Annotated in this window: 18 protein-coding genes; 8 read left to right on the top strand and 10 right to left on the bottom strand. The window is 64.8% G+C overall.

Going from position 1 to position 20,447, the window contains the following annotated elements:
• Positions 1–45: 45 nt before the first annotated feature.
• Genes CHINAEXTREME_RS09055 through glpA form a run of 4 tightly spaced genes read right to left on the bottom strand, consistent with a single transcriptional unit; the run spans position 46 to position 5,807 of the window.
• Entirely contained in the window at positions 46–1,284 is a 1,239-nt protein-coding gene (locus CHINAEXTREME_RS09055; protein ID WP_007143215.1) for an AAA family ATPase, read from the bottom strand.
• Positions 1,281–2,729, bottom strand: coding sequence for an anaerobic glycerol-3-phosphate dehydrogenase subunit C (locus CHINAEXTREME_RS09060; RefSeq protein WP_007143216.1), 1,449 nt, complete (start codon positions 2,727–2,729; stop codon positions 1,281–1,283). Before CHINAEXTREME_RS09060 ends, CHINAEXTREME_RS09055 begins: the two co-directional genes overlap by 4 nt.
• Positions 2,726–4,069 (bottom strand): glycerol-3-phosphate dehydrogenase subunit GlpB, encoded by a 1,344-nt coding sequence (gene glpB, locus CHINAEXTREME_RS09065; protein WP_007143217.1) that lies wholly within the window; start codon positions 4,067–4,069, stop codon positions 2,726–2,728. Before glpB ends, CHINAEXTREME_RS09060 begins: the two co-directional genes overlap by 4 nt.
• Before the next feature lies 1 nt (position 4,070).
• Positions 4,071–5,807 carry an anaerobic glycerol-3-phosphate dehydrogenase subunit GlpA gene (glpA, locus tag CHINAEXTREME_RS09070; protein WP_007143218.1) on the bottom strand — a complete coding sequence of 579 codons (1,737 nt, stop codon included), beginning with the start codon at positions 5,805–5,807 and terminating at the stop codon, positions 4,071–4,073.
• Between the two features lie 277 nt (positions 5,808–6,084).
• Here glpA and glpK point away from each other — a divergent pair, with 277 nt between their 5' ends.
• From glpK to CHINAEXTREME_RS09100, 6 genes are all read left to right on the top strand, one after another.
• On the top strand, positions 6,085–7,626 hold the full coding sequence (glpK, locus tag CHINAEXTREME_RS09075) for a glycerol kinase GlpK (protein WP_007143219.1): 1,542 nt from the start codon (positions 6,085–6,087) through the stop codon (positions 7,624–7,626).
• A 2-nt stretch (positions 7,627–7,628) separates the two neighbouring features.
• A complete protein-coding gene (locus tag CHINAEXTREME_RS09080; RefSeq protein ID WP_007143220.1) occupies positions 7,629–8,750 on the top strand; it encodes a hypothetical protein in 1,122 nt (373 codons plus the stop codon).
• 113 nt (positions 8,751–8,863) lie between these two features.
• Positions 8,864–9,049, top strand: coding sequence for a hypothetical protein (locus CHINAEXTREME_RS09085; RefSeq protein WP_010546577.1), 186 nt, complete (start codon positions 8,864–8,866; stop codon positions 9,047–9,049).
• A gap of 146 nt (positions 9,050–9,195) precedes the next feature.
• Entirely contained in the window at positions 9,196–9,711 is a 516-nt protein-coding gene (locus tag CHINAEXTREME_RS09090; protein ID WP_007143222.1) for a universal stress protein, read from the top strand.
• A gap of 119 nt (positions 9,712–9,830) precedes the next feature.
• A complete protein-coding gene (locus CHINAEXTREME_RS09095) occupies positions 9,831–10,229 on the top strand; it encodes a hypothetical protein (protein WP_007143223.1) in 399 nt (132 codons plus the stop codon).
• Positions 10,230–10,275: 46 nt separating this feature from the next.
• Positions 10,276–10,476, top strand: a complete 201-nt coding sequence (locus CHINAEXTREME_RS09100) for a hypothetical protein (RefSeq protein WP_007143224.1) — start codon at positions 10,276–10,278, stop codon at positions 10,474–10,476.
• Positions 10,477–10,797: 321 nt separating this feature from the next.
• Here CHINAEXTREME_RS09100 and CHINAEXTREME_RS09105 read toward each other — a convergent pair whose 3' ends face one another.
• The 5 genes from CHINAEXTREME_RS09105 to CHINAEXTREME_RS09125 are packed head-to-tail and all read right to left on the bottom strand — an operon-like array spanning position 10,798 to position 15,919.
• A complete protein-coding gene (locus CHINAEXTREME_RS09105) occupies positions 10,798–11,529 on the bottom strand; it encodes a glycerophosphodiester phosphodiesterase (protein WP_007143225.1) in 732 nt (243 codons plus the stop codon).
• Positions 11,530–11,564: 35 nt separating this feature from the next.
• Positions 11,565–12,773, bottom strand: a complete 1,209-nt coding sequence (locus CHINAEXTREME_RS09110) for an ABC transporter ATP-binding protein (protein WP_007143226.1) — start codon at positions 12,771–12,773, stop codon at positions 11,565–11,567.
• Positions 12,774–12,775: 2 nt separating this feature from the next.
• Positions 12,776–13,672, bottom strand: a complete 897-nt coding sequence (locus CHINAEXTREME_RS09115; RefSeq protein WP_007143227.1) for a carbohydrate ABC transporter permease — start codon at positions 13,670–13,672, stop codon at positions 12,776–12,778.
• Positions 13,673–13,676: 4 nt separating this feature from the next.
• Entirely contained in the window at positions 13,677–14,711 is a 1,035-nt protein-coding gene (locus tag CHINAEXTREME_RS09120; RefSeq protein ID WP_007143228.1) for a carbohydrate ABC transporter permease, read from the bottom strand.
• Positions 14,712–14,713: 2 nt separating this feature from the next.
• Positions 14,714–15,919, bottom strand: coding sequence for an ABC transporter substrate-binding protein (locus tag CHINAEXTREME_RS09125; protein ID WP_029601539.1), 1,206 nt, complete (start codon positions 15,917–15,919; stop codon positions 14,714–14,716).
• A 358-nt stretch (positions 15,920–16,277) separates the two neighbouring features.
• On the opposite strand from CHINAEXTREME_RS09125, the gene CHINAEXTREME_RS09130 reads away from it, so the two are divergent.
• Positions 16,278–16,961 carry an HAD-IIB family hydrolase gene (locus CHINAEXTREME_RS09130; RefSeq protein ID WP_007143230.1) on the top strand — a complete coding sequence of 228 codons (684 nt, stop codon included), beginning with the start codon at positions 16,278–16,280 and terminating at the stop codon, positions 16,959–16,961.
• 167 nt (positions 16,962–17,128) lie between these two features.
• Here the strand turns inward: CHINAEXTREME_RS09130 and tnpC are convergent, their stop codons facing one another.
• Positions 17,129–18,565 carry an IS66 family transposase gene (gene tnpC / locus CHINAEXTREME_RS09135; protein WP_029601814.1) on the bottom strand — a complete coding sequence of 479 codons (1,437 nt, stop codon included), beginning with the start codon at positions 18,563–18,565 and terminating at the stop codon, positions 17,129–17,131.
• 249 nt (positions 18,566–18,814) lie between these two features.
• Between tnpC and CHINAEXTREME_RS21440 the strand changes: the two genes are divergently transcribed.
• Positions 18,815–20,317, top strand: coding sequence for a phospholipase C/P1 nuclease family protein (locus CHINAEXTREME_RS21440; RefSeq protein WP_152423911.1), 1,503 nt, complete (start codon positions 18,815–18,817; stop codon positions 20,315–20,317).
• The last annotated feature ends 130 nt before the right edge of the window (positions 20,318–20,447 follow it).

Consider the following 20,447-nt stretch of genomic DNA (forward strand, 5'->3'; position numbering starts at 1 on the left):
CCTGGACCGGGCCGTTCACCCGGTCGATTCGCCGTCGGTCGGCCGTCACGATCCGGCCGTGTCGGTCGAGCCGCGGGGTTCAGTCGATCCGTCCGTATCGTTCGATCTCGGCGACTCCTCGAGCGACGCGTCAGTGAGTTGCCGGAACGCCGTCGCGGGCACCAGGGGGGCGACCGCGCTCGGGTTTCGGCCGCTGCCGTTGGACTCGATGCGGATCCGTTCGAGGACGCCGCGTTCGGCGAGTTCGTAGAGGAACCGCTTGACGGTCCCCGTCGTCAGCGACGATCGGGCGGCGATTTCGGCCGCGAGGTCGCCGATCGGGGTTCCTGCCGTCGAGCGCTTCTCGTCGAGTGCGACGAGGTGGGCGAGCACCCGCTGGCGGTTCTCCGAGAGGGCCAGCGCCCGATCGAGGTGGACGCCGTCGGGGGGGACGTCCGCCCGGCCTCGATCGACGTGGCGGTCGGCGATCCGGTCGGCTCCGTCGGCCTCCGCGGCGACCGCGGCGACGAACAGCGCGGCGAGCGCGTCGTGTGCGTTGCCATCGGCCCACTCGGCGAGGTCGCGGACGGATTCGTGATCGATGCCGCCGGCGGCCATCCCCGTCGACGCGCGGTCGGTAATGACGTCGACGAGTTCGTGGCTCCGGTAGGCCGGCAACGAGACGGTCGCACCGTCCCAGTCGTCGGGGACCTGCCGCCCGACGGGAACTGCCGTGACGCGGTCGGCGACCCCGGCCGACTCCAGGAGGTCGCGAACGCGTCCGTACGTGAGTGTCTCGGGTTCGTCGTGGTGGTCGATCGCGACCACCGCGCGTCGTCCGCCTCGAAGCCGGCGCTCGACGCGCTCCCGGAGGTCGTCGGTCCCGATCCCGCTCTCGGGGACCGGCTCCCGAGAGAGCACCGAGAGAACGGCCCGATAGAAGGCGAACTCACTGTCGACGCGCCGGCCGTCGACGTGGGCGAACCAGGTGACGTGCTCGGACGGACTCGCCCGCGTCGTCGTCCCGAACGAGCGGTCGACGTCGCCGAGGCGGTCGTTCAATGCTCCGAACAGGGCAAACACCAGCGCCGAGGTGCCCGATCCCTGCGGGCCGACGACCGCCACCGGCGGCGGCAGTTGGCCGTCGAACACCGGCTCGAGGACGTCGAGCAACTGCTCTAATGCGGGTCCGCGTCCGACGGGCTCGCTGCGGTGGACGGTCGGGCTGAGATGTTCTCGATCGACGACCAGTTGCCGATCGCCGCGGGCGCTGCGCCGGCGATCGATCCGGTTCCGGAGGTTCATCTGTCAGGTCGTGCACCTCCGCCGTCGCTCCCGTCACCCACCAGCGCTGCCTCGAGCACCTCGAGCGTGTGGGTGATCTCGTAGCCCGTTCCGTGCCCCATCTGCATCGAGCAGGTCGGACACTCCGTGAGTCCGGCCTCCGCGTCCGCGGCTTCCATGTGTTCGAACATCTCCTCGCCGATCTTCATGGAAGTATCGTAATGTTCCTCCTTCCAGCCGTAGGTACCGGAGATGCCCGAACAGGAGTCGCCGACGTCGTGGACCTCGACACCGTCGATCGGTTCGAGCACCTCGCGGGTCTGGCCGGCCAGGCCCTGGTTGCGCGCGTGACAGGGGGCGTGGTAGGCGAAGTCCTCCATGCCCGCTACGCCCTCGACGCTCGTCTCCTCGAGTTCGCCCGTCAGGTCCTCGTGGACCTGCAGGTACTCGACGGCGTCCCAGGTGTTCGCGGCCACGTCGTCGACGCCCTCGAGGTCGAACAGTTCGGGGTACTCCTGGCGCAGCGACATCGAACACGAGCTACAGGAGGCGACGACGTCGGCCCCCTCCTCGATGGCGGTCGCGAGTTCGTCGACGTTGGTCTCGGCGGCCCGACGCGCGTCCTCGAGCATACCGTTGGCGAACATCGGCGTCCCCGAACAGCGCTGTTCGGGGACCATGACTTCGTAGCCGAAGTGTTCGTACACCCGGACGAGCGCCTTCGCGACCTCGGGGGTGTTGTAGTTGGCGTAGCAGCCGTGGAAGTAGGCGATCCGCTTTTCGCTCCCTTCCTCGCCACGTTCCGCTCGGGCCGCTTTCGCGCGCCGTCTCGAGGTCTCCGTACCGCCGCGCTTGGCCCACCACGCGCGGAACGTCTCAGTGGCGAACTCGGGGAACTCGCGCTCGCTCGTGACCCCGAACAGTTTCTCGCCGAGCCAGCGGACGGGACCGAGTCCCATCACGAAGTTCGACGTACGGGGGAAGGTGGCCGCAAGCGGCGCGAGCCGCCGGTAGTTCGCGAGGGTTCGGTTGCGCCAGTACTCCACGGAGAGCTTGCTCATCTCCTTCTGGACGTACTCCCCGCGAGCGGTGTTGTGCATCTGGGAGAGGGGAACGTCGGAGGGACAGGCCCCGTCACAGCGCATGCAGTTCGAGCACTTCATCACCGTCTCGTCGATGTCGTGGTCCTCCTGGCGCTTGAGCCGCCACTGCTCGGGCCCCTGGAACTTCGGACCGGGGAACTCGTCGTCGACTTCGGCGACGGGACAGCTCGTGTCGCAGGTCGAGCACTTGTAACAGTCGTCGGCGCCCGGTCGGAGGTCCATCTCCTCGCTCTCGGGGAAGACCTGCACGGGGTCGAAGTCGTTGCCCGGGCCGGCGGTCTCGACGTCGCCCGCGCGCTCGAGTTCGGTTTTATCTCCCGCGTCTGTACCACGGTCGTCGATCGATCGGTCCGCGTCGCTCATTGGGGTGTCACCTCGTCGTTGGTCGCCACTCGTGCTCGTGCGTCCGTCGACCGCGCGGCCGCGTGTCGGCCCGCGACGTACCCCGTCGCGATCGACACGCCGGCACCGGATTTCTCGGCCGCGTAGTCGTAGCCGCCCAGTACCGCGCCGGCCGCCCGCAGGTTCTCGAACTCCACGTTCCCGCTGCCGTCGCGGGGCCGCAACTCCCCGTCGGGGACGACCCCGAACCGCGCGAACGGGTGTTCGCCGAAGGCGTCCTCGCTGAACCAGTCGTACCGGTCCGTCGCGTGCGGGACGTGACAGTCGAAGATCGGTTCGATCACTCGCTCGCGGTTCGACTCGACGCCCTTGCCCACCAGCCCGCCCGTCGCGAGGACGTACTGGTCGGCCCGGTGAGGGATCTCGGCCCCGTTGCGGTCGACGACGACGCGGTCGATCCGCCCGTCGTCGCCGTCGCTCTCGTAATCGACCACCGGGACGCCCGAGCGCACCTCGACGCCCGCGGCCTCGAGCGCGGCGTACAGCCGGTCCTCGAGGCGCAGTCCCGGAAGGCTCGGCGGCCCCATCGGCACCTCGAAGACGTCGACGCCCAGATGGGCCTCGAGAGCGGCCCGCACCTCGTCCGGGTGTTCGTCGCCCAGGACGGCGGGGAAGCCGACCCGCTCTTCGCCCTCGAGGTGGGGCTGGACCGCCGCGGCGAGGGCCTCGCGAGCGCCCGTTCCGTCCCGTGATACCGCCTCGTCCTGATCCAGCAGGTGTGCGTAGCGTGTCACCTTCGCGTCGTCCCGGACGATCCCGGGGAACGACAGCGTCACGCCGCGGGCCTGGAAGGGAACGCCCGCGGCCTCGAGGTGGGCGGCCGCGAGGGGGCCCTCGAACGTCGGCAGGGTCTCGAAGCCGACGAGCAGGGCGTCCCGCGGATCGCTGGCCAGTCCCGCCGCGGACGATCTCGGGTAGCGGGCGGTCGGTTTGACCGAGCCCCCCTGGGTCGGTACCAGGGCGTTGTCGTCGGTGTGGGCCCCGTGATAGGCGTCGCCGAGGATTCCGTCGAAGAAGGACAGCGCCTCGCGGACGGCCTCGACGCCGACGGTGCGGTAGGGGTGAGTCTCCGGGAGGTCGGGGATCGCGGCGAAGGGGTCGACGAGCGGGCCTTCGGACGCGCCGTCCGCGTCGTCGCTCGGCAGGTACCCCAGCACGTCGATCAACCCGCTGGCGTTCCGGAGCGTGCTCTCCTTGTGGGTCACCAGCCGGACGTCCGCGCCCTCGTCGGCGGCAGACAGCGCCGCCGTCGCCCCGGCGATGCCGCCGCCGATCACGAGCACGTCGTCTTCGATCGCCATCTTACCGATCCTCCCCGCCGTCGGCGCGGCGGTCGACGGGGGTTCGGTCGGTCGCGTCAGGTCCCACGTCAGGGCCCGCGTCGAAGGCCCCGTACTCGAGGTCCTCGTCCCGACCCGCCGGATCCGAATCGCGGTTCAGCGTCGTCGCGTGCAACGCGTAGGAGAGCATCGCCTGCGAGAGCTGTTCGCCCCACAGCGCGTGGCGCTGGCCTTTCCAGCGCTCCTGGTAGAGTTCGTCCAGCGCGTCCCTGACCGTCGGCTCGTCGTACTCGGGGTGGAGTTCGTGGGCCATCTCCTGCGTGCAGAACCCGCCCTGGCAGTTGCCCATCGACGCCCGCGTGCGGATGCGGACGGCGTTCAAGTCCGAGCCGGACTGCTCGATGGCGTCTTGCATCTCTGCCCGTGTGACCCCTTCACAGCCACAGATCACCGGGTTCGGCTCGTCGGTCTCGAGAACCTCCCGGGCACGGCTGCCCAGCCGTTGCTTGCTGCGCCGGGCGATCGGCGACCGCAGGCCGAAGTCGTCCATCGCGTTCTCGAGGTCGGCGAGATTTTCGCTGCCGGGCAGCGCCTCGTCGGCGGTCCGACAGCGGGCGTCGACGCCCAACTCGGCACAGACGTGGTCTGCGATCTCCTCGGCCATCGCGCGATAGGTCGTGAACTTGCCGCCGACGATGCTCGCGATGCCGGCGACGCCGTCGCGCTCGTCGTGATCGAGCAGGAAGAAGTCCCGCGTGATGTCCGTCGGGTCCTGGGTACCGGTCCCCGGGGGCTCGTAGAGGGGCCGGACGCCCCAGAAGGAGCGAATCGTCCGCGCCTCCTCGAGGATCGGGACGAGTTCCGCGAGCGTGTCGATCATCTGGTCGACTTCCCACTGTTCCTCCGGGTAATCGTCCGGGTCCTCGACTTCCTCGTCCGTCGTGCCGAGGATCGCCGTCGTCTCGTGGGGGACGACGATGTCCGCGTCACCCTTGGGCCGGCAGCGGTTGACGACGGTGTCGACCTGCCGGACGTTCATGATGGTCATCACGCCCTTCGAGGGCCGGACCTCGATCTCGAGGTCGGCCATCGCACCGATCTGGCCGGCCCACGCGCCGGTCGCGTTGACGACGTAGTCGGCGGTGATCTCCTCAGTCGTGCCGGGCGTACGGTGGCTCCGCTTTCCGGGGCCGGAGTCGTGGCGCACCTCGACCCCGTAGACGTCGTCGCCCTCGCGCAACAGGTCGATCACCTCCGCGTGGGTCTCGATGCGCGCGCCGTGGCGCTCGGCATCGACGGCGTTGGCCACGCAGAGCCGGAAGGGGTCGACCGCGCCGTCGGGCACCTCGATCGCGCGCTCGATGTCCTTCGCGAGGTAGGGTTCGACCTCGCGGGCCTCCCGTCCGGAGAGGACCCGCGCCGGGATGTCGCAGTCGCGACAGCCCTCGAGTTTCTTCCGGAAGTAGTCGTCCGAGTCCTCGGGCCGTTTGACGAACAGTCCGCCGGTCTCCTCGACGCAGTGGCCGGCGATCTCGCGCAGGACGCGGTTCTCCTCGATACACTCCCGCGCGCTCGCCCGGTCGGAGACTGCGTACCGGCCCCCGCTGTGGAGCAGACCGTGCATCCGGCCCGTCGTCCCCTCCGTCAGATTGCCCCGTTCGACGAGGGTGACCTCGAGGCCGCGCATCGCCAGGTCCCGAGCGATGCCACAACCCGTCGAGCCGCCCCCGAGAACGAGGACCTCGGTGTCCCGTGCCATTCCTTCGATGGAAGCTAGACCGCCTGGACCTTTACTTTATCGACGGTGGGCCATCGATATCATAAAATCAGTCGATACGACGGACGTTCGGTTAGACGTCGATATCAGGAATTCGGACCTTCAGAACGGCTGGATATTGCGTCTGTTCGACCGTCTGTTCCGATCCGTCTACAACTCCTCGTGGTAGTAGTAAGGTTTATGATGATCGTTGTAGATGTTTACTATCAGCCCGCGACCATCGATAAACATGGGGCGCGACATGGCAAGGTGACCACCAATGGCAGCACGCACATACGTCGGCGCGGTCGACCAGGGAACGACTGGGACTCGGTTCATCGTGTTCGATCACGAGGGGCAAGTCGTCTCGAACGCGTACGAGACCCACGAACAGATATACCCGGAACCCGGCTGGGTCGAGCACGACCCGATGGAGATCTGGGAGAACACCAAATCCGTAATTACGCAAGCACTGGGGCAGGCCGGAATCTCGCCCGACCAACTCGAGGCGATCGGCGTCACGAACCAGCGGGAGACGACGGTCCTCTGGGACGCCGACTCCGGCCGGCCGGTCCACAACGCGATCGTCTGGCAGGATCGACGTACCACCGAACGGGTCGAGGAACTCGAGGAGGACGGCAAGACCGAGGAGATCCGCGCGAAGACGGGCCTCGAGCCCGACGCGTACTTCTCGGCGACGAAGGCCGAGTGGCTCCTCGAGGAGGGCGACCCGATCAAGATGGAACGCTCGCGGCCGGCCGACGTACGCGATCGGGCCGAACGCGGCGAGGTCCTGTTCGGCACGATCGACACCTGGCTGATCTATAACCTCACGGGTCAACACATCACCGAGGTTACGAACGCATCGCGGACGATGCTGTACAACATCCACGACCTCGAGTGGGACGACGACCTCCTCGCGGAGTTTTCGGTCCCGCGGGAGATGCTCCCCGAGGTCCGGCCCTCGAGCGACGACGCCACTTACGGGTCGACCGACCCCGAGGGGTTCCTCGAGGCCGAGGTCCCCGTCGCGGGGGCGCTGGGTGACCAGCAGGCGGCCCTGTTCGGCCAGACCTGTTTCGACGCCGGAAACGCGAAGAACACCTACGGTACGGGCTCGTTCTTCCTGATGAACACCGGCAACGAGGCCGTCGGGAGCGATCACGGCCTGCTGACGACGATCGCCTTCCAGCGTTCGGGAGAGGACGTCCAGTACGCCCTCGAGGGAGCGATCTTCGTCACCGGCGCCGCGGTCGAGTGGCTCGAGGACGTCGACCTGATCGACGACCCCGCCGAGACCGCCGAACTGGCCCGCAGCGTCGACTCGACCGACGGGGTCTACGTCGTCCCCGCGTTCACGGGGCTTGGCGCGCCCCACTGGGATCAGCGCGCCCGCGGCACCATCGTCGGGATGACCCGCGGGACGCGAAAGGAGCACATCGTGCGAGCGACGCTCGAGTCGATCGCCTACCAGACCCGCGACGTCGCCGAGGCGATGGAGGCCGACTCCGGCATCGAGATGACCTCGCTGAAGGTCGACGGCGGCGCGGTCAAGAACAACTACCTCTGTCAGCTCCAGTCGGACATCATCGCATCGGAGATCGTCCGGCCGGTCGTCGACGAGACGACGGCGCTGGGCTCGGCATACGCGGCGGGGCTGGCAGTCGGCTACTGGTCCGACGTGGACGAACTCCGGGACAACTGGCAGGTCGACCGCGAGTTCGAACCGGAGATGGACCCCGAAGTGGCGGACAGCCGTTACGACCGGTGGAACGACGCGATCGAGCGCTCCCTCGACTGGGCACGGGAAGGCGGTGACTGAGGATGGCCGTCGAACTCGCTTCCGACGCGGTCCTGCTCGCGGACGTGCCGCTCCAGGTCGGCTACGAACCGGGCTCGATCGGTGACGTTATCGACGCCCTCAGCGCGCCGGAAATCTGGCTCGGCGCCGCCGCGGGCGGTGCCTTCGGGGCGGCGCTAGGCGCGCTGCCGGCGTTCATCTTCACCGGCTTCCTCGTCCTCGCCGGCGTCTTCGGCGGGGACGCGGCCGCCGGCGTCGGCGTCGGCCTCGGGTTCGGACCCGTCTTCGGCCCGCACATCTCTTTCGCCGCGGGCGCGGCTGCCGCCGCCTATGCCGCGAAGAAGGGGATCCTGCAGTCCGGATTCGACTACCACAACGGGAAGGACATCACGTACGCGCTCGGCAGCCGGCCCGATATCCTGGCCGTCGGCGCGGCGTTCGGGCTGTTCGGGATCGCCCTCGAGCAGACGTTGCGGCACCTCGCGGTGCCGACGGACCCGATCGCGTTCACGGTCGTCGCCAGCGCCCTCCTCCACCGGCTGGTGTTCGGCTACAGCGTGATCGGCGTGGTCAGCAGCAAGGCCGACGGCTACTTCGACATGAGCCCGTTCGAGCGCGAGGACCGCCGGGAACCCGGACAGGCCATCGCCGACGGCGGCATGGCCGTCGAGGAGCGGCTGGCAGTCGAGCCGTGGCTGCCGAACATGTACCAGTGGTCCCACGTGGCCACGATCGGACTCTTCGCCGGGCTCGCGTCCGCGTACGCGACGCTCCAGACGGGAAGTCCGTTCATCGGCTTCGGGTTCAGCGCCGCGACGCTGCTGTTCCTGAACCTCGGCGTCGAGAAGATCCCGGTGACTCACCACATGACCCTGCCCGCGGGGACGGTATACCTCGCGGCGGTCGCTCCCGGCGGGGCGGTCCTTGCCGGCATGAGTCCCGGCGCGGCGGTCGCCATCGCCGGCGTTTTCGGGCTGTTGGGGGCACTCATCGGCGAGGCCTTCCAGCGGATCTTCTACGCCCACGGCGACACGCACGTGGACCCGCCGGCGGCGTCGATCTTCATCACACACTCGCTGATCTGCCTGCTGGTGGCCCTGGGAATCTTCCAGACCGCGGTCTGGGTGCCCGGCTTCGCCGGCTGATCGGCCGGGGTTCCGCCAGCAAACCGACCCGCGGTTCGTTTTTTATCGACGCGCGTGAGTGTCCGGCGCACGCTCGAAACAGCGTTATGTGCCCGCTCGCCGTGTGCGATAGCATGACAGACACGCTTCACTGTCCGGACTGTGAGACGGAGATCGAATCGGCCGACAACCTCGAGACGAGTTCCGACGTCCCCGAAGTCGAGGTCGAGGAGGACGGCTCGTTCTCCCTCTTCGAGAACCGCGACCTCTTCCTCTGTAAGTCGTGCAAGCGACCGCTGGGCGTCGGTCGGTCGAAGTAGATGGACGTCGACAGGTCCCGCGATCGACCCCCCTCGAGCGCGACGGCGCTGCGTTTACGCCCGTAACGAGCCGTCGAACCGCCGACGAACCCCGTTCGGGCCAACAGCTAAGTCGATCCTGGTGGTAGCTCCGGGTAGATCACTAAATGTCAGAATACGAAACTATACTCGTTCCGACCGACGGCAGCGACGGGGCGGGGGCCGCGCTCGAGGCCGCCCGTGACCTGGCGGAGACACACGAGGCGACCGTCCACGTCCTGTACGTGGTCGATACGTCCCATCCCGCACTCGGGATCGGCGGCGATCCGAACACCGAGAGCAGTCCCGGCATGGTGGGCGATCCCCAGGGGGCCGATACCCCGATGAGCGGCGAGCGCGACCTGTCCCGGGAGATCCGACAGGAGGCGCGAGAGTACGGCACGGAGGCCATCGACGATGCCACGGATCGACTGCGGGGCGTCGACACGGAGGCTGCAGTCGACAGCGGCGAACCGGTCGAGACGATCCTCCAGTACGCCGACGAGCACGACGCGGACCTCGTGGTGATGGGAACCCACGGACGGACCGGCCTCGAGCGCTATCTGATCGGGAGCGTGGCCGAGAAAATGATCCGGATGGCCGATGTCCCAGTCCTGGCGGTGCCGGACGGGAGCGCGGGCTGAGCGGGTCCGTCGCCGAACACGGACAGGCCGGTGTCGCTCGGGGCTACGAGCGGTCCGTTCGACCCTGCCAGACCCGCCAGAGGGGTGGCTTTATTCGAGTTCGGCCACTCTCCCCCGATATGTCCGATCGGCAGGTCGACGAGTCGGTGATCAGGGCCGACCGGTTGAGCAAGGTGATCGCCCTGTTCGCCGCCATCGGGACGTTTCTGGTCGCCGCGCGGATGACGGGCGACGTCCAGTTCAACATGATCGTCGCAGCGTTCGTCGGGATCGGCGTCCGCATCTACGTCCCTTACCACGCCAGTATCACGACCGGCGACCCCGATCACGAGCCGATCCAGGCGTACGAGGGAACCGGCAACTACCACCAGGGCGCGGTGGGGGCCGCCGTTACGGTCGCCGCGATCGCCGCGCTCGTCGCCATGACGCTCGAGCCGGATTCCACGCGGTCGCTCGTCGCGGGCGCCGGCGTCGGGGTGGTCTCCTTTTTCGCGCTTCGCTCTCTCCTCCCCTCGTGACGGTCCCACCGATACACCGATATGACTCCGCCGAGTCGGCGTAGCTATGCTCGAGCGGTTCGGAATCGAACGGCGGGATCGCCGCAACCTCGCGATCGTCGTGGCGATCGTGGCGCTGCTCGTCGCCGTGCAAGTCGAGGGGACGATCCTCGTGCGAGTCGTCGCCGGGCTGATCGTCGGCGCAGTGAGCGGCGTCGTCTTCCTGATCGTGACAGCGGTCATCAACGTCTTCAAGCCGGAGTACTAGTACCGACTCTCGCCCGTCTATGGGTCGGATCGGGAGGCAGGTCGTCCGTCGCCGTGCTCGATGCGATGAGCGGGAACCGACGGTGATACGGACCCCACACTCCCATCGTCGAGTTCCGTCCGCTGGCGATGACCGAGGAAGAGGTCTACGTGCCGCTCGAGGGTTCGAAATCGTTGTCCTCGAACGGTCCGACGGATCGGTCCCCGAGCGCCGGGGTGTTCGGGGCCGTCGGTGGCGGCGTCGCGATTGACGGAAGTCGGACGCTCCGGTGACGAGAGCCGAGGGCTCGGAATCGATCGCGCTGTTGCGACGGTGACGGCGTTACAGCCCCGGCAACGACACGTCCGAAAAGACGCCGTCGACGTCGGTAAGCGCCAGCCGCGCAGCCTCGAGACCCGAATCGACTGTCCACGCGTTCACGGCGAACCCCCGCTCGTGTGCGCGGTCGACGATATCCGTCTCGTAGCACAGTCCCGTCGACGGGTGGACGGCGACACACTCGAGGTCTGCAGCCGTCTCGAGCCCACGACCGGGGGCCTCACTGAAGATGTACGCGAGGGGCACGTTGTCGGTCAGCGACCCCACCTGCCACAGCGCGGTCGGATCGAACGACGAGACGACCACCGCGCCGTCGAAGTCCTCGAGGAGCCCCAGCAGGTCCGGGGCGAGTCCACGTTCTTTCAGTTCGATATTCAACCGTACGTCGGGCGGGACCGCTTCGAGAACCTCCGCGAGTCGAGGAACGCGAGCGTCCGACGAACCGATCGACACGTGCCGTAGCTCCTCCCAGTCGAGCCGTCCGACCCTGTCGGCCACCGCGCCGCCGGTGAGCCGCTCGAGCGTCTCGTCGTGGACACAGACGAGTTCGCCCGAACCGCAGCGACGCACGTCGACCTCGATCCCGTCGGCGAGCGAGACGGCGTAGCGGACGGCCTCGAGGGTGTTCTCGGGTCGCTCGGCGGCGAACCCCCGGTGTGCGATGACGTCGACCGAGCGGACGCGGGCAGCGGTGGCGAACAGCAGCGAGGCGCTGCCGACGACACCGCCGGCCATTATCCGCCGCCGCGACAGGTGCGAGCGGAGCGCCATTACGGCTCGGGGGTCGCCGCGCGACGCTCGCGGTCGGTGTCGGAGTCGGAGTCGGAGTCGGAGTGGTAGATCGCCTTTCCGGTCTCGAGATCGAACAGGTGGAGCCGGTCGGCGTCGAGGGTGAGCGTGACGGCGTCGCCCGCGGCGCGACCGGTTCGGGGCGCGGTCTGGACTTTGAACTCGTCGTCGCCCGCGCGACAGTAACACAGCAGCGTATCTCCGAGCGGTTCGGTTACCTGTACCGTCGCTTCGATCGGTCCAGTGGTTCGCTCGGAGTCGCCGCGTCCCGTCTGCCGCCGATCCGGAGCACTACCGGCCGGCGACGCACCGCGATCCGCGATCGAGGCGTCCTCCGGCCGGAAGCCGAGGACCGCCCTGTCGCCGTCCAACTCCTCGAGTTCCGGCGTGCCCGGCAGTTCGATCGTAAACGCCTCGTGGCGGACGATCGGACCGGACGGGGCCTCGTCGACGGTCACCTCGAGCATGTTCATCGCGGGGTCGCCGATGAACTCGGCGACGAACCGGTTCGACGGGTAGTCGTAGAGTTCCTGGGGCGTATCGACCTGCTGAACGTGCCCGTCGTTCATGACGACGACCCGATCGCCAAGCGTCATTGCCTCGGTCTGATCGTGGGTGACGTAGACCGTCGTCGTCCCCAGTTCCTCGTGGAGTCGGGACAGTTCGGTCCGCATCTGGACGCGCAGCTTCGCGTCGAGATTGCTGAGCGGTTCGTCCATCAGGAACACGGCCGGATCGCGGACGATGGCGCGGCCGAGCGCGACCCGCTGTTGTTCCCCGCCGGACAGCGCCGAGGGCGTCCGATCGAGCAGGTCGTCGATGCCGAGCGTTGCGGCCGCTTCCGCCACTCGCTGGTCGATCTCTGCGCTCGAGAAGTCGGTCGCCGACTGCATCCCGAAGGTCATGTTCCGCTCGGCGGTCATGTGCGGGTACAGCGCGTAGTTCTGGAACACCATCGCGATGTCTCGCTCGTGGGGTTCCTGCGCGGTTACGTCCTCGTCGCCGATGTGGATCCGTCCGTCGGTCGGCGACTCGAGGCCGGCGATACACCGCAGCGTCGTCGACTTGCCACAGCCCGAGGGACCGACGACGACGAGGAACTCCCCGTCGCGTACCTCGAGGTCGATCCCGTCGACGGCGGTGACGTCGTCGAAGCGTTTCGTCAGATCCGTGAGTTCGATCGATGCCATGATTATTCCACCCCGAAGGTCTCGAGCAGCGGTTTCCGGAAGATGATCAGGACGGCAAGCGGCGGCAGCAGCGTGACGATCGAGCCGGCCATCAGCAGCGGCCAGGCGATGTCGCCGGACTCGACGACCCCTTGCAGGAGGCGGATACCGACCTGCGCGACCTGCATCGACTGGTCGTCGACGATCAGCAGCGGCCAGAGGTACTGATTCCACGAGTAGATAAACATGATCACGGAAACGCCTGCGATCATGCCCTTCGACATCGGAATCAGGACGAACGCGAGGAACCGGAGGGGACCGACGCCGTCGAGTTTCGCCGACTCGACGAGCGAAACCGGAATCGACAGGAAGTGCTGGCGCAACAAGAAGACGGTCGTCGCGCTCGCGAGGTAGGGAATCGTCAACGCCGCGAACGAGTTCGCCCAGCCGAGATCGGCCGCAAGCTGGAACAGCGGGACGATCCGGACCGGAACCGGCAGCATTAGCGTCAGCAGGACGACCGCGAAGACGGCGTTCTTGAACGGGAACCGGTAGTAGACGATCGCCAGCGCCGCCAGCAGCGAGACGGCCAGTTTGCCGACCACGACGATGACCGACATGAGCAGCGAGTTGAGCATGTACTGGCCCATATCGTATCGGAACAGCACCTCGTGGTAGTTCCGGGCTGCCGTCTCGAGCGATAGCTCCGAGACGCTGGTGAACGTCGCCCGCGTGCCGAAGCTGATGAGCGCTGCGATCACCAGCGGCAGTGCCATCAGACAGACCACCAGTAGCAGGCCAACGTGGGCTCGCAACGTCGCGCCGTCGAGGGCGGGCAACCCACGCTCGAGGGCGAGCGGAAGCCGTCGGGACTCGCCAACGGTGGACGCGTTCGTGTCGGTGTTCGAGTGTCGTGACATGGTCTCAGGCTCCGTAGTGGACGCGTTCGTCCGAGAAGCGAAGCTGTACGTACATCAGGACGCTCACGACGACGAACAGGACGACCGACTGGGCCGACGCGAGGCCGTGGTTGTTGAACTCGAAGGCGTTGCGGTAGAGGTCGAAGATCATGATGTTGGTCGCACCGCCGGGGCCGCCCTGGGTCATCAGGTCGATGAACGCGAACGTCCCGAAAAACGCATAGATCGTGTTCATCACGACCAGAAAGAGCAGAGTCGGCGAAATCAGCGGCACGTATATCCTGACCAGCCGGCTCCAGCGCCCGATCCCGTCGAGTTCGGCGGCCTCCTTGAGCGTTGCTGGCACGTTGTTCAGCGCCGCGACGGTGAAGATGACGTTGTAGCCGAGTTGCTTCCAGATCGCCGCGATCGCGACCACGACGAACGCCTGCCGGCCGTTGCTGAACCAGTCGACCTCGAGTCCGGTATAGCCCTCGAGCACCGCCGTCAGCGTCCCGATCGAGGGGTGAATCAGGAACAGGAAGACGATGCCGGCCACCGCGGGCGGCAACGCGTAGGGCCAGATCGCGGCGATCAGGTAGCCCGACTGGCCCCAGTCGACCTCGTACAGCAGGAACGAGACGATCAGCGAAATCGTCATCACGCCGCCGACGACTGCCGCCGCGAACGCGACCGTGATCGCGACGCTCCGGTGGTACGACGACGAGGACAGCAGGGTCTCGTAATTTCCGAGGCCGACCCACGTCCGCTCGCCGCCGAAAAACAGCGTCTGGTGGAAGCTCAGTTCCAGCGCCTCGAGCGCCGGGTAGTAGAGGAACACCGCCGAGACGAGCAGCGTCGGGGCCAGCAGGAGGTACGCGACGGAGATTCCCCGAAGCTCGCCCAACAGCGACCGGCCGTCCTCGCGGGCGGTCTCGACGGCGCCGCGGACGCCGTGCTCGCGCAGGTACGCGATCGTTCCGCGAAGCCCTCGCTCGCGCAGGAACCGACCGACGCCGAGGGAGCCGCCGTAGATTTCTCTCGTGTCTCGCGTCCCCATCGTTACGAACCGCGGGCCTCGACGTAGCGCTCCATCTCGGCCTCGATTCCCTCTTTCATGCTCGCGAGCCCGTCCTCGAGGTCGGTCCGCTCCTCGAATATCTCGACGGAGCCCTCCTGCAGTTGGACGGCCACCTGCCGTGCGGGCCCGACGAGCATGCGCTTGGTGGCGGTCGTTTGCTCGCTGGCCAGCAACTGGTCGAAGGCCGTCCCGTGGTGGGGGCTCTCCTCGAACCAGCCGTCCTCCTCGAGTTGGTCGACGGCCTCACCGCGAACGGGGTAGTAGCCGGTCTCCTTGTGCCAGGTGATCTGGTTCTCGGGTTGGCTCATGAACTCGAGGAACTGGCCGACCTCCTCGGCACGCTGGTCGGACATGTCCTCGGGCACCCACAGCGACGCGCCGCCGATGACGACTCCCTCGCGGCCGTCGATGGCTGGGTAGAAACCGGTGCCGAGTTCGAAGCCCTGCTCCTCGCTTTGGACGATAGCTCCGGCGACGGAGGCCGTCGAGGTGAGCAGCATGCCGACGTTCTGGCCGTAGAAGAGGTCGGTCGCCTCGCCCCAGGCTTCCATGCCGGGGTTCGTGTAGAGGTCCTCCTGGGCCATGTCGCGCCACCACGACCAGAGCCGTTCGCCGACGTCGGTTTCAGTGTGGACGGTGGTCGGATCGTCCGCCCAGCCGTTCTCGTTGTCGACGAGCGTCTGGCCGGCCAGCGAGTACCAGTGCTCGACGAACCAGACGTGGTTCGGCCAGGTGATGCCGTACTCCGCCGCCCCCGACTCGACGATCTCGCGGGAGTACTCCGTCACCTCCTCTAACGTTTCGGGCGGCGACTCGGGATCGAGGCCGGCCTCCGCGAAGACGTCTTTGTTGTAGTAGAGGATCGCGTTCGAGTTGTTGAACGGGAGCGAGTAGAGCTCGCCGTCGATCGTAAAGAAGTCCGTGATGGGATCGAGGAAGTCGTTGACTGGATAGTCGTCGGGCAGAATTCCCTCGACCGACTGGAAGGCGTCGGTGTCGAGGATCTGCCTGGCGTGGAGGCTGTCGATCTGGACGACCTCCGGCATCGTGTCGGCCTCAATCGCCGCGAACGACTGGTTCAGGGTGTCCTCGTAGCTCCCCTGATAGACCATCTCGACGTCGATACCGGTCTCTTCGCGGAACTGATCCCCCAGTTCCGCCATCGTCTCGCCGTTGCTGCCGCCCATCGCGTGCCAGACCGTGATCGCATCTTCGTCCGGCTCGGACTCGAGTTCGGCGTCCGTCTCTTCCGTGCCGAGGACGCCGTCTAGGCAGCCGGCCGTTGCAGCGCCGGCGGTAAGTGCCACGGCACCGCGCCGAAGCACCGATCGTCGTGAGTTTCGGGTCACGCGTGTTCGGTTCGACAGCGCGGTAATGAACATTACTAGGAACTAACCGTATCGCTGCCGAGTGGAACATGTCGCTGTGAGCGATACTCAGTCGTACTGTGAGGACCAGAGACATACTCAGTTGACCGGGGACTGCAATGCGGTCGACCTGCTTCCGCGAGTAACCGTTTAGGCGACAGGTCCCTCACGTGGGGGTATGACCGCTGATCCGCCGCTGGTGCTCGACATCGACGGGACGCTCACCCGACCGGAGGGTTGGGGCATCGACCCCCGCGTCTTCGATCCGCTCCGGGAATGGGACGCCCCCGTCGTCCTCGCGACCGGGAAAGCGTTCCCCTACCCCGTCGCCCTCTGTCACTTCGTTGGGATTCCGGAACTCGTCGTCGCCGAGAACGGCGGCGTCGTCTACACCGGCGACGACGTCTTCTTCACTGCCGACCGGGCGGCCGCGCGGGCCGTCGTCGAGGAGTACCGTGCGGCCGGCTACGACCCCGGGTGGGGCGAAGAGGATACGGTCAACCGCTGGCGCGAGACGGAGATCGCCGTCAACCTCGAGCAGCCCGTCGACCCCCTGCGGGAGATCGCGGCCGACTACGGCCTCGAGGTGATCGACACCGGCTACGCCTACCACGTGAAAGACGCCGAGCCGAACAAGGGCGACGGGATCGAACGGATCGCCGACGCGGTCGGGTTCGATCTCGAGGCGGCGGTCGCGGTCGGGGACTCGATCAACGACGTCTCGACGTTCGAGGCGGTCGGTCGGGGGTTCGCGGTAGCGAACGCCGACGAGGCGGCGAAGGGGGCCGCCGACGAGGTGCTCGAGGCGGTCCACGCCGACGGGACGCTGGCAGTGCTCGAGCGGGTTCGCGGGATGCGCTAGGTCGTACTCGTTCTCGCAGGATGTGGCGGTCGTGTTTGGATGTTGTCTGCCACCGATCGGGAGTACAGTCGGTGCTTCTCACTCCCGCTCATACCATGGACACGCGCTGCTGTGAGTCATCCATATATCCTCTCTCCGGTGGATTCCGAAAATTGTTTAGTACGTGTTTACCCCGAAGTCTCAACAGCCGGTTCAGTGTGAGCCCGTGATATCATCTCATTGTTGTTGACGACTCGGCGAAGTTCTTCGTAGGGATTGCGTCCCTGCTGGCGCCATGTCGCCAGCAGGGACAAGATCGTCTCGTGAACGAACATACCTCGATCGTTACGGAGTGTCCCGATGATTTTCCGGAGAACGACTGGTTCACGAAGTGCGTTCTCAGCTGCGTTGTTCGTCGGGGAGACCGCTGGCTCACCGACGAAGGTGAGCCAGTGGTCGATCCCTCCTTCGATTTTCCCGAGTAGTGTTGCCACTGGTTCGTCGGTTACTGACCGCCCCACGAGCGATCTAAGCCCGTTCTGGCATGAGCGGTGCATCTGTGCTCTCTCACGAAGACTCGGGTCGGTCTCCAGCCACGACTGGAGACCGACGAACATCTGCTTGAGATACCGGTAAACGGGTTCTGCCTCCTCGTGGTCACTAGCAGCGTCTTCAGCTTCTCGGAGAAGATGTGCCCAGCACCGCTGAAGGTTACTGCTGAACGCTGGATACGCCGTCCACCCATCGCAGATGACCGTTCCCGGGAAGTCCTCGCCGAGGACTTCCGCGGGAACATCACTTCCACGACTCTCCCTTACGGCGTATAGCGTGTGCTCGCTCGTCCGAAACGTCCAAATCCACGCCTGCTCACCCTCGCGTTTGATACCGGTTTCGTCAACGTGAACGATCTCTGCTTGCTGAATCTGTCTTCGAATCTGTTCGTATTCGCAGCGACCGGCGCGCGCAGCGCGCTCGGTCGCGTGCCACGCGGACGCGCCCGAGAGTTCTAATCCATGCAGTTGCTCGAACCGGTCAGCGATTTTCCGGTAGGGGAGGCGGTGATCGTACCGAGAAAGTGCTGCTTGAGAGATGACGTTCACCCCGAACTGCCCCTCATCGGGGCAGTCGGGGTGTGTAGCAACGGTTTCTGTTCCACAAGAGCTGCACTGGTAGTAGTGACGGTTGTACCGGGTGATTTCTGGTGGCTGTGGATCGGGAACCTCCTCGACGAGTCGGGGGCTGACGCCCACCGACTCGTCGAAGTGTTCGCCACACTCGGGACAACAGTCACAGGTGACATCGATCTCTTTGTCGGGATCTGCTGTTGCACGCCACTCAGGGTCGTGACCGTCCTTCCGTCCGGGAGTACCGCCATCGGTTCGAACATTCTCGTCTTCGTCGTCCTGCGAGGTCGGGGACTCGTCAGTCCCCGACCGTCGCTTACTGGGCGGTGTATGCGGATTTTCGTATTTGCGAAGGCGTGTTTCGAGTTCTTCTATCCGCTCGTCCTTCTGATCGATTTTCTTGTCCTTTCGCTTGTTCTCCCGTTCGAGTTCTTCGACTCGTTGCTCAAGTTGGAGAAGCCGAGAAAGGAGCTCTTCTTTGGTGAAATCGTCTGCGTTCACAGACTCCACCAACCAGTAGTGACAGCAGAAGTAACGGGATGGGCTCCGGTGCGGAGCCCATCCCTGAGAATCGTATCCGAGGTCTGCTGCCTGTTCATATCGCGTCCGTTGAACGCTTCCTACGAGAGAGTACCGAAATCAGCCCGGGCTAAACACATACATTGTTTATAATAACCTCTATTATGGAAATTTCTATAATTAATCTAGAACAGTAGTTTTATTAAGTAATTAGTTATAGCTATAGCTGCAATGCAAAGACAAAGAGATGGCGGAAGAAGCATTGATCGACGATCGACGCTGAAACTCCTGTCATCAGCAGGTATCGGACTGACTTTCAGTAGTGGCGTGACAAGCGCTTCTTCGAATCCTGATGTGGAACCAGAAGTGGAAAGGCTTCCCTTCCCAAATGTGGAAGTTATAAAGTATAGCGACTCCCTATACGAGATAACCTCTCATCCGTATCTACTCGCATTGTCGGATGACGCAATTGATCGCCACTTTACTGCGTCGTCGCTTGAGGGTCGTGAATACGAGTCCGCTCGACGTTATGTCGAGAACTTGCGTGCACGATATCCAGTGGAGGTCGTTCAGGACGGCAACGAGAAACGATTTCAGCTCAGCGATCAAGCCCAAAAGAATTTGAACAGTGAACGGCGGAGTGCTAGACCAATTCTTGAATCCGACGATGAAGGGCGGAGTCGGCCGGCACCATCAGAGGGTGGTATCCCGGCTGTGCAGACCGATCAGGATTTCATAGCGCTCAAATCTTCAATCAGTGCTTTCGGATCTGAGCGTTCCGGCTACTCCGATTCCAATATTACTCCGCAATGGGAGCCAGTACATCATCCCGAATTACTTGAGGATACCAAAGATGATGTCAGTTCCTCTGCCGATTTCTCTAATTGGGCGAGAGACCCCGACGATTTCAGTGAATGGGCTAACGATCGTGTTGATCCAGATGTTGATGTAATAGACGTCATTCAGCATCCGGGGATTACGTCTGCGGACTGGATCGCAGACAAAGTTAGATATCTTCTCACTGAAAAGGCAAACGAAGTGTGGTTCGATAACTATTCTCAATACTATGAGCCCACTGCCATCACAATTCCAGTCCCTCTAACTTCCGACATTGAGATAGGAAGTATTGGGGCGGCACCGCAAGTCTTTGCCCATTTCTATGATGAAGCTTTGTCGGCTAGTAGCGATTATTATACACGGAAGTACACTGCGTGGGCTTCACATTACCTCCACGACATGGCGCAACCGCTACACACCGGATGTGGTATTGAACAGGCTGGTATTGTATGGGATATTGAGGTGGGAGTAGATTCCAGTGGCGTTCCGAACACGTACGTGACTTTTGACATCTCAATTTCCTCGCCAAAGAACTGGTTACACTACGGATACGAACAGCTGATAAGAGACTCGTACGAGGACGAGTTCCAGCAGTATTTTACAGGGCATACGACTCTCTCAATTGATAGTCCAGAGTCGGCTGTAAAGGAGATAGCAGAATTAAGCAGTGATTACTCGGACAGTGTATTCCACACTATCCTCGAGAATGAACCGGCAGTTCAACCTGAGGATCCACTAAACGAATGGACTGATGAAACAATATCTGAAGTAACCATGTATCTCGCAAACTGCTTCAGCCGCTGTGGCAGGTACTGTCGGCAGCTCTTGCTTGACCAAGGTTTTGGAGAGGAGCCGGAACCTACTCCTTGTCCGCCACGGTGCCCCCAAGGGTCGTGAGCACCACATTTTGACTCGGCATTGTATTTATGTAAGAGAACCAATCAAACATGAGTACTAAATGTACTCAATTCTCAACCAATTAAGATTATGAATCAAAGACATTCCAGAAGAAGATTCCTCACCACGG

It is taken from the genome of Halobiforma lacisalsi AJ5, assembly GCF_000226975.2.
GTDB classification, from domain to species: domain Archaea; phylum Halobacteriota; class Halobacteria; order Halobacteriales; family Natrialbaceae; genus Natronobacterium; species Natronobacterium lacisalsi.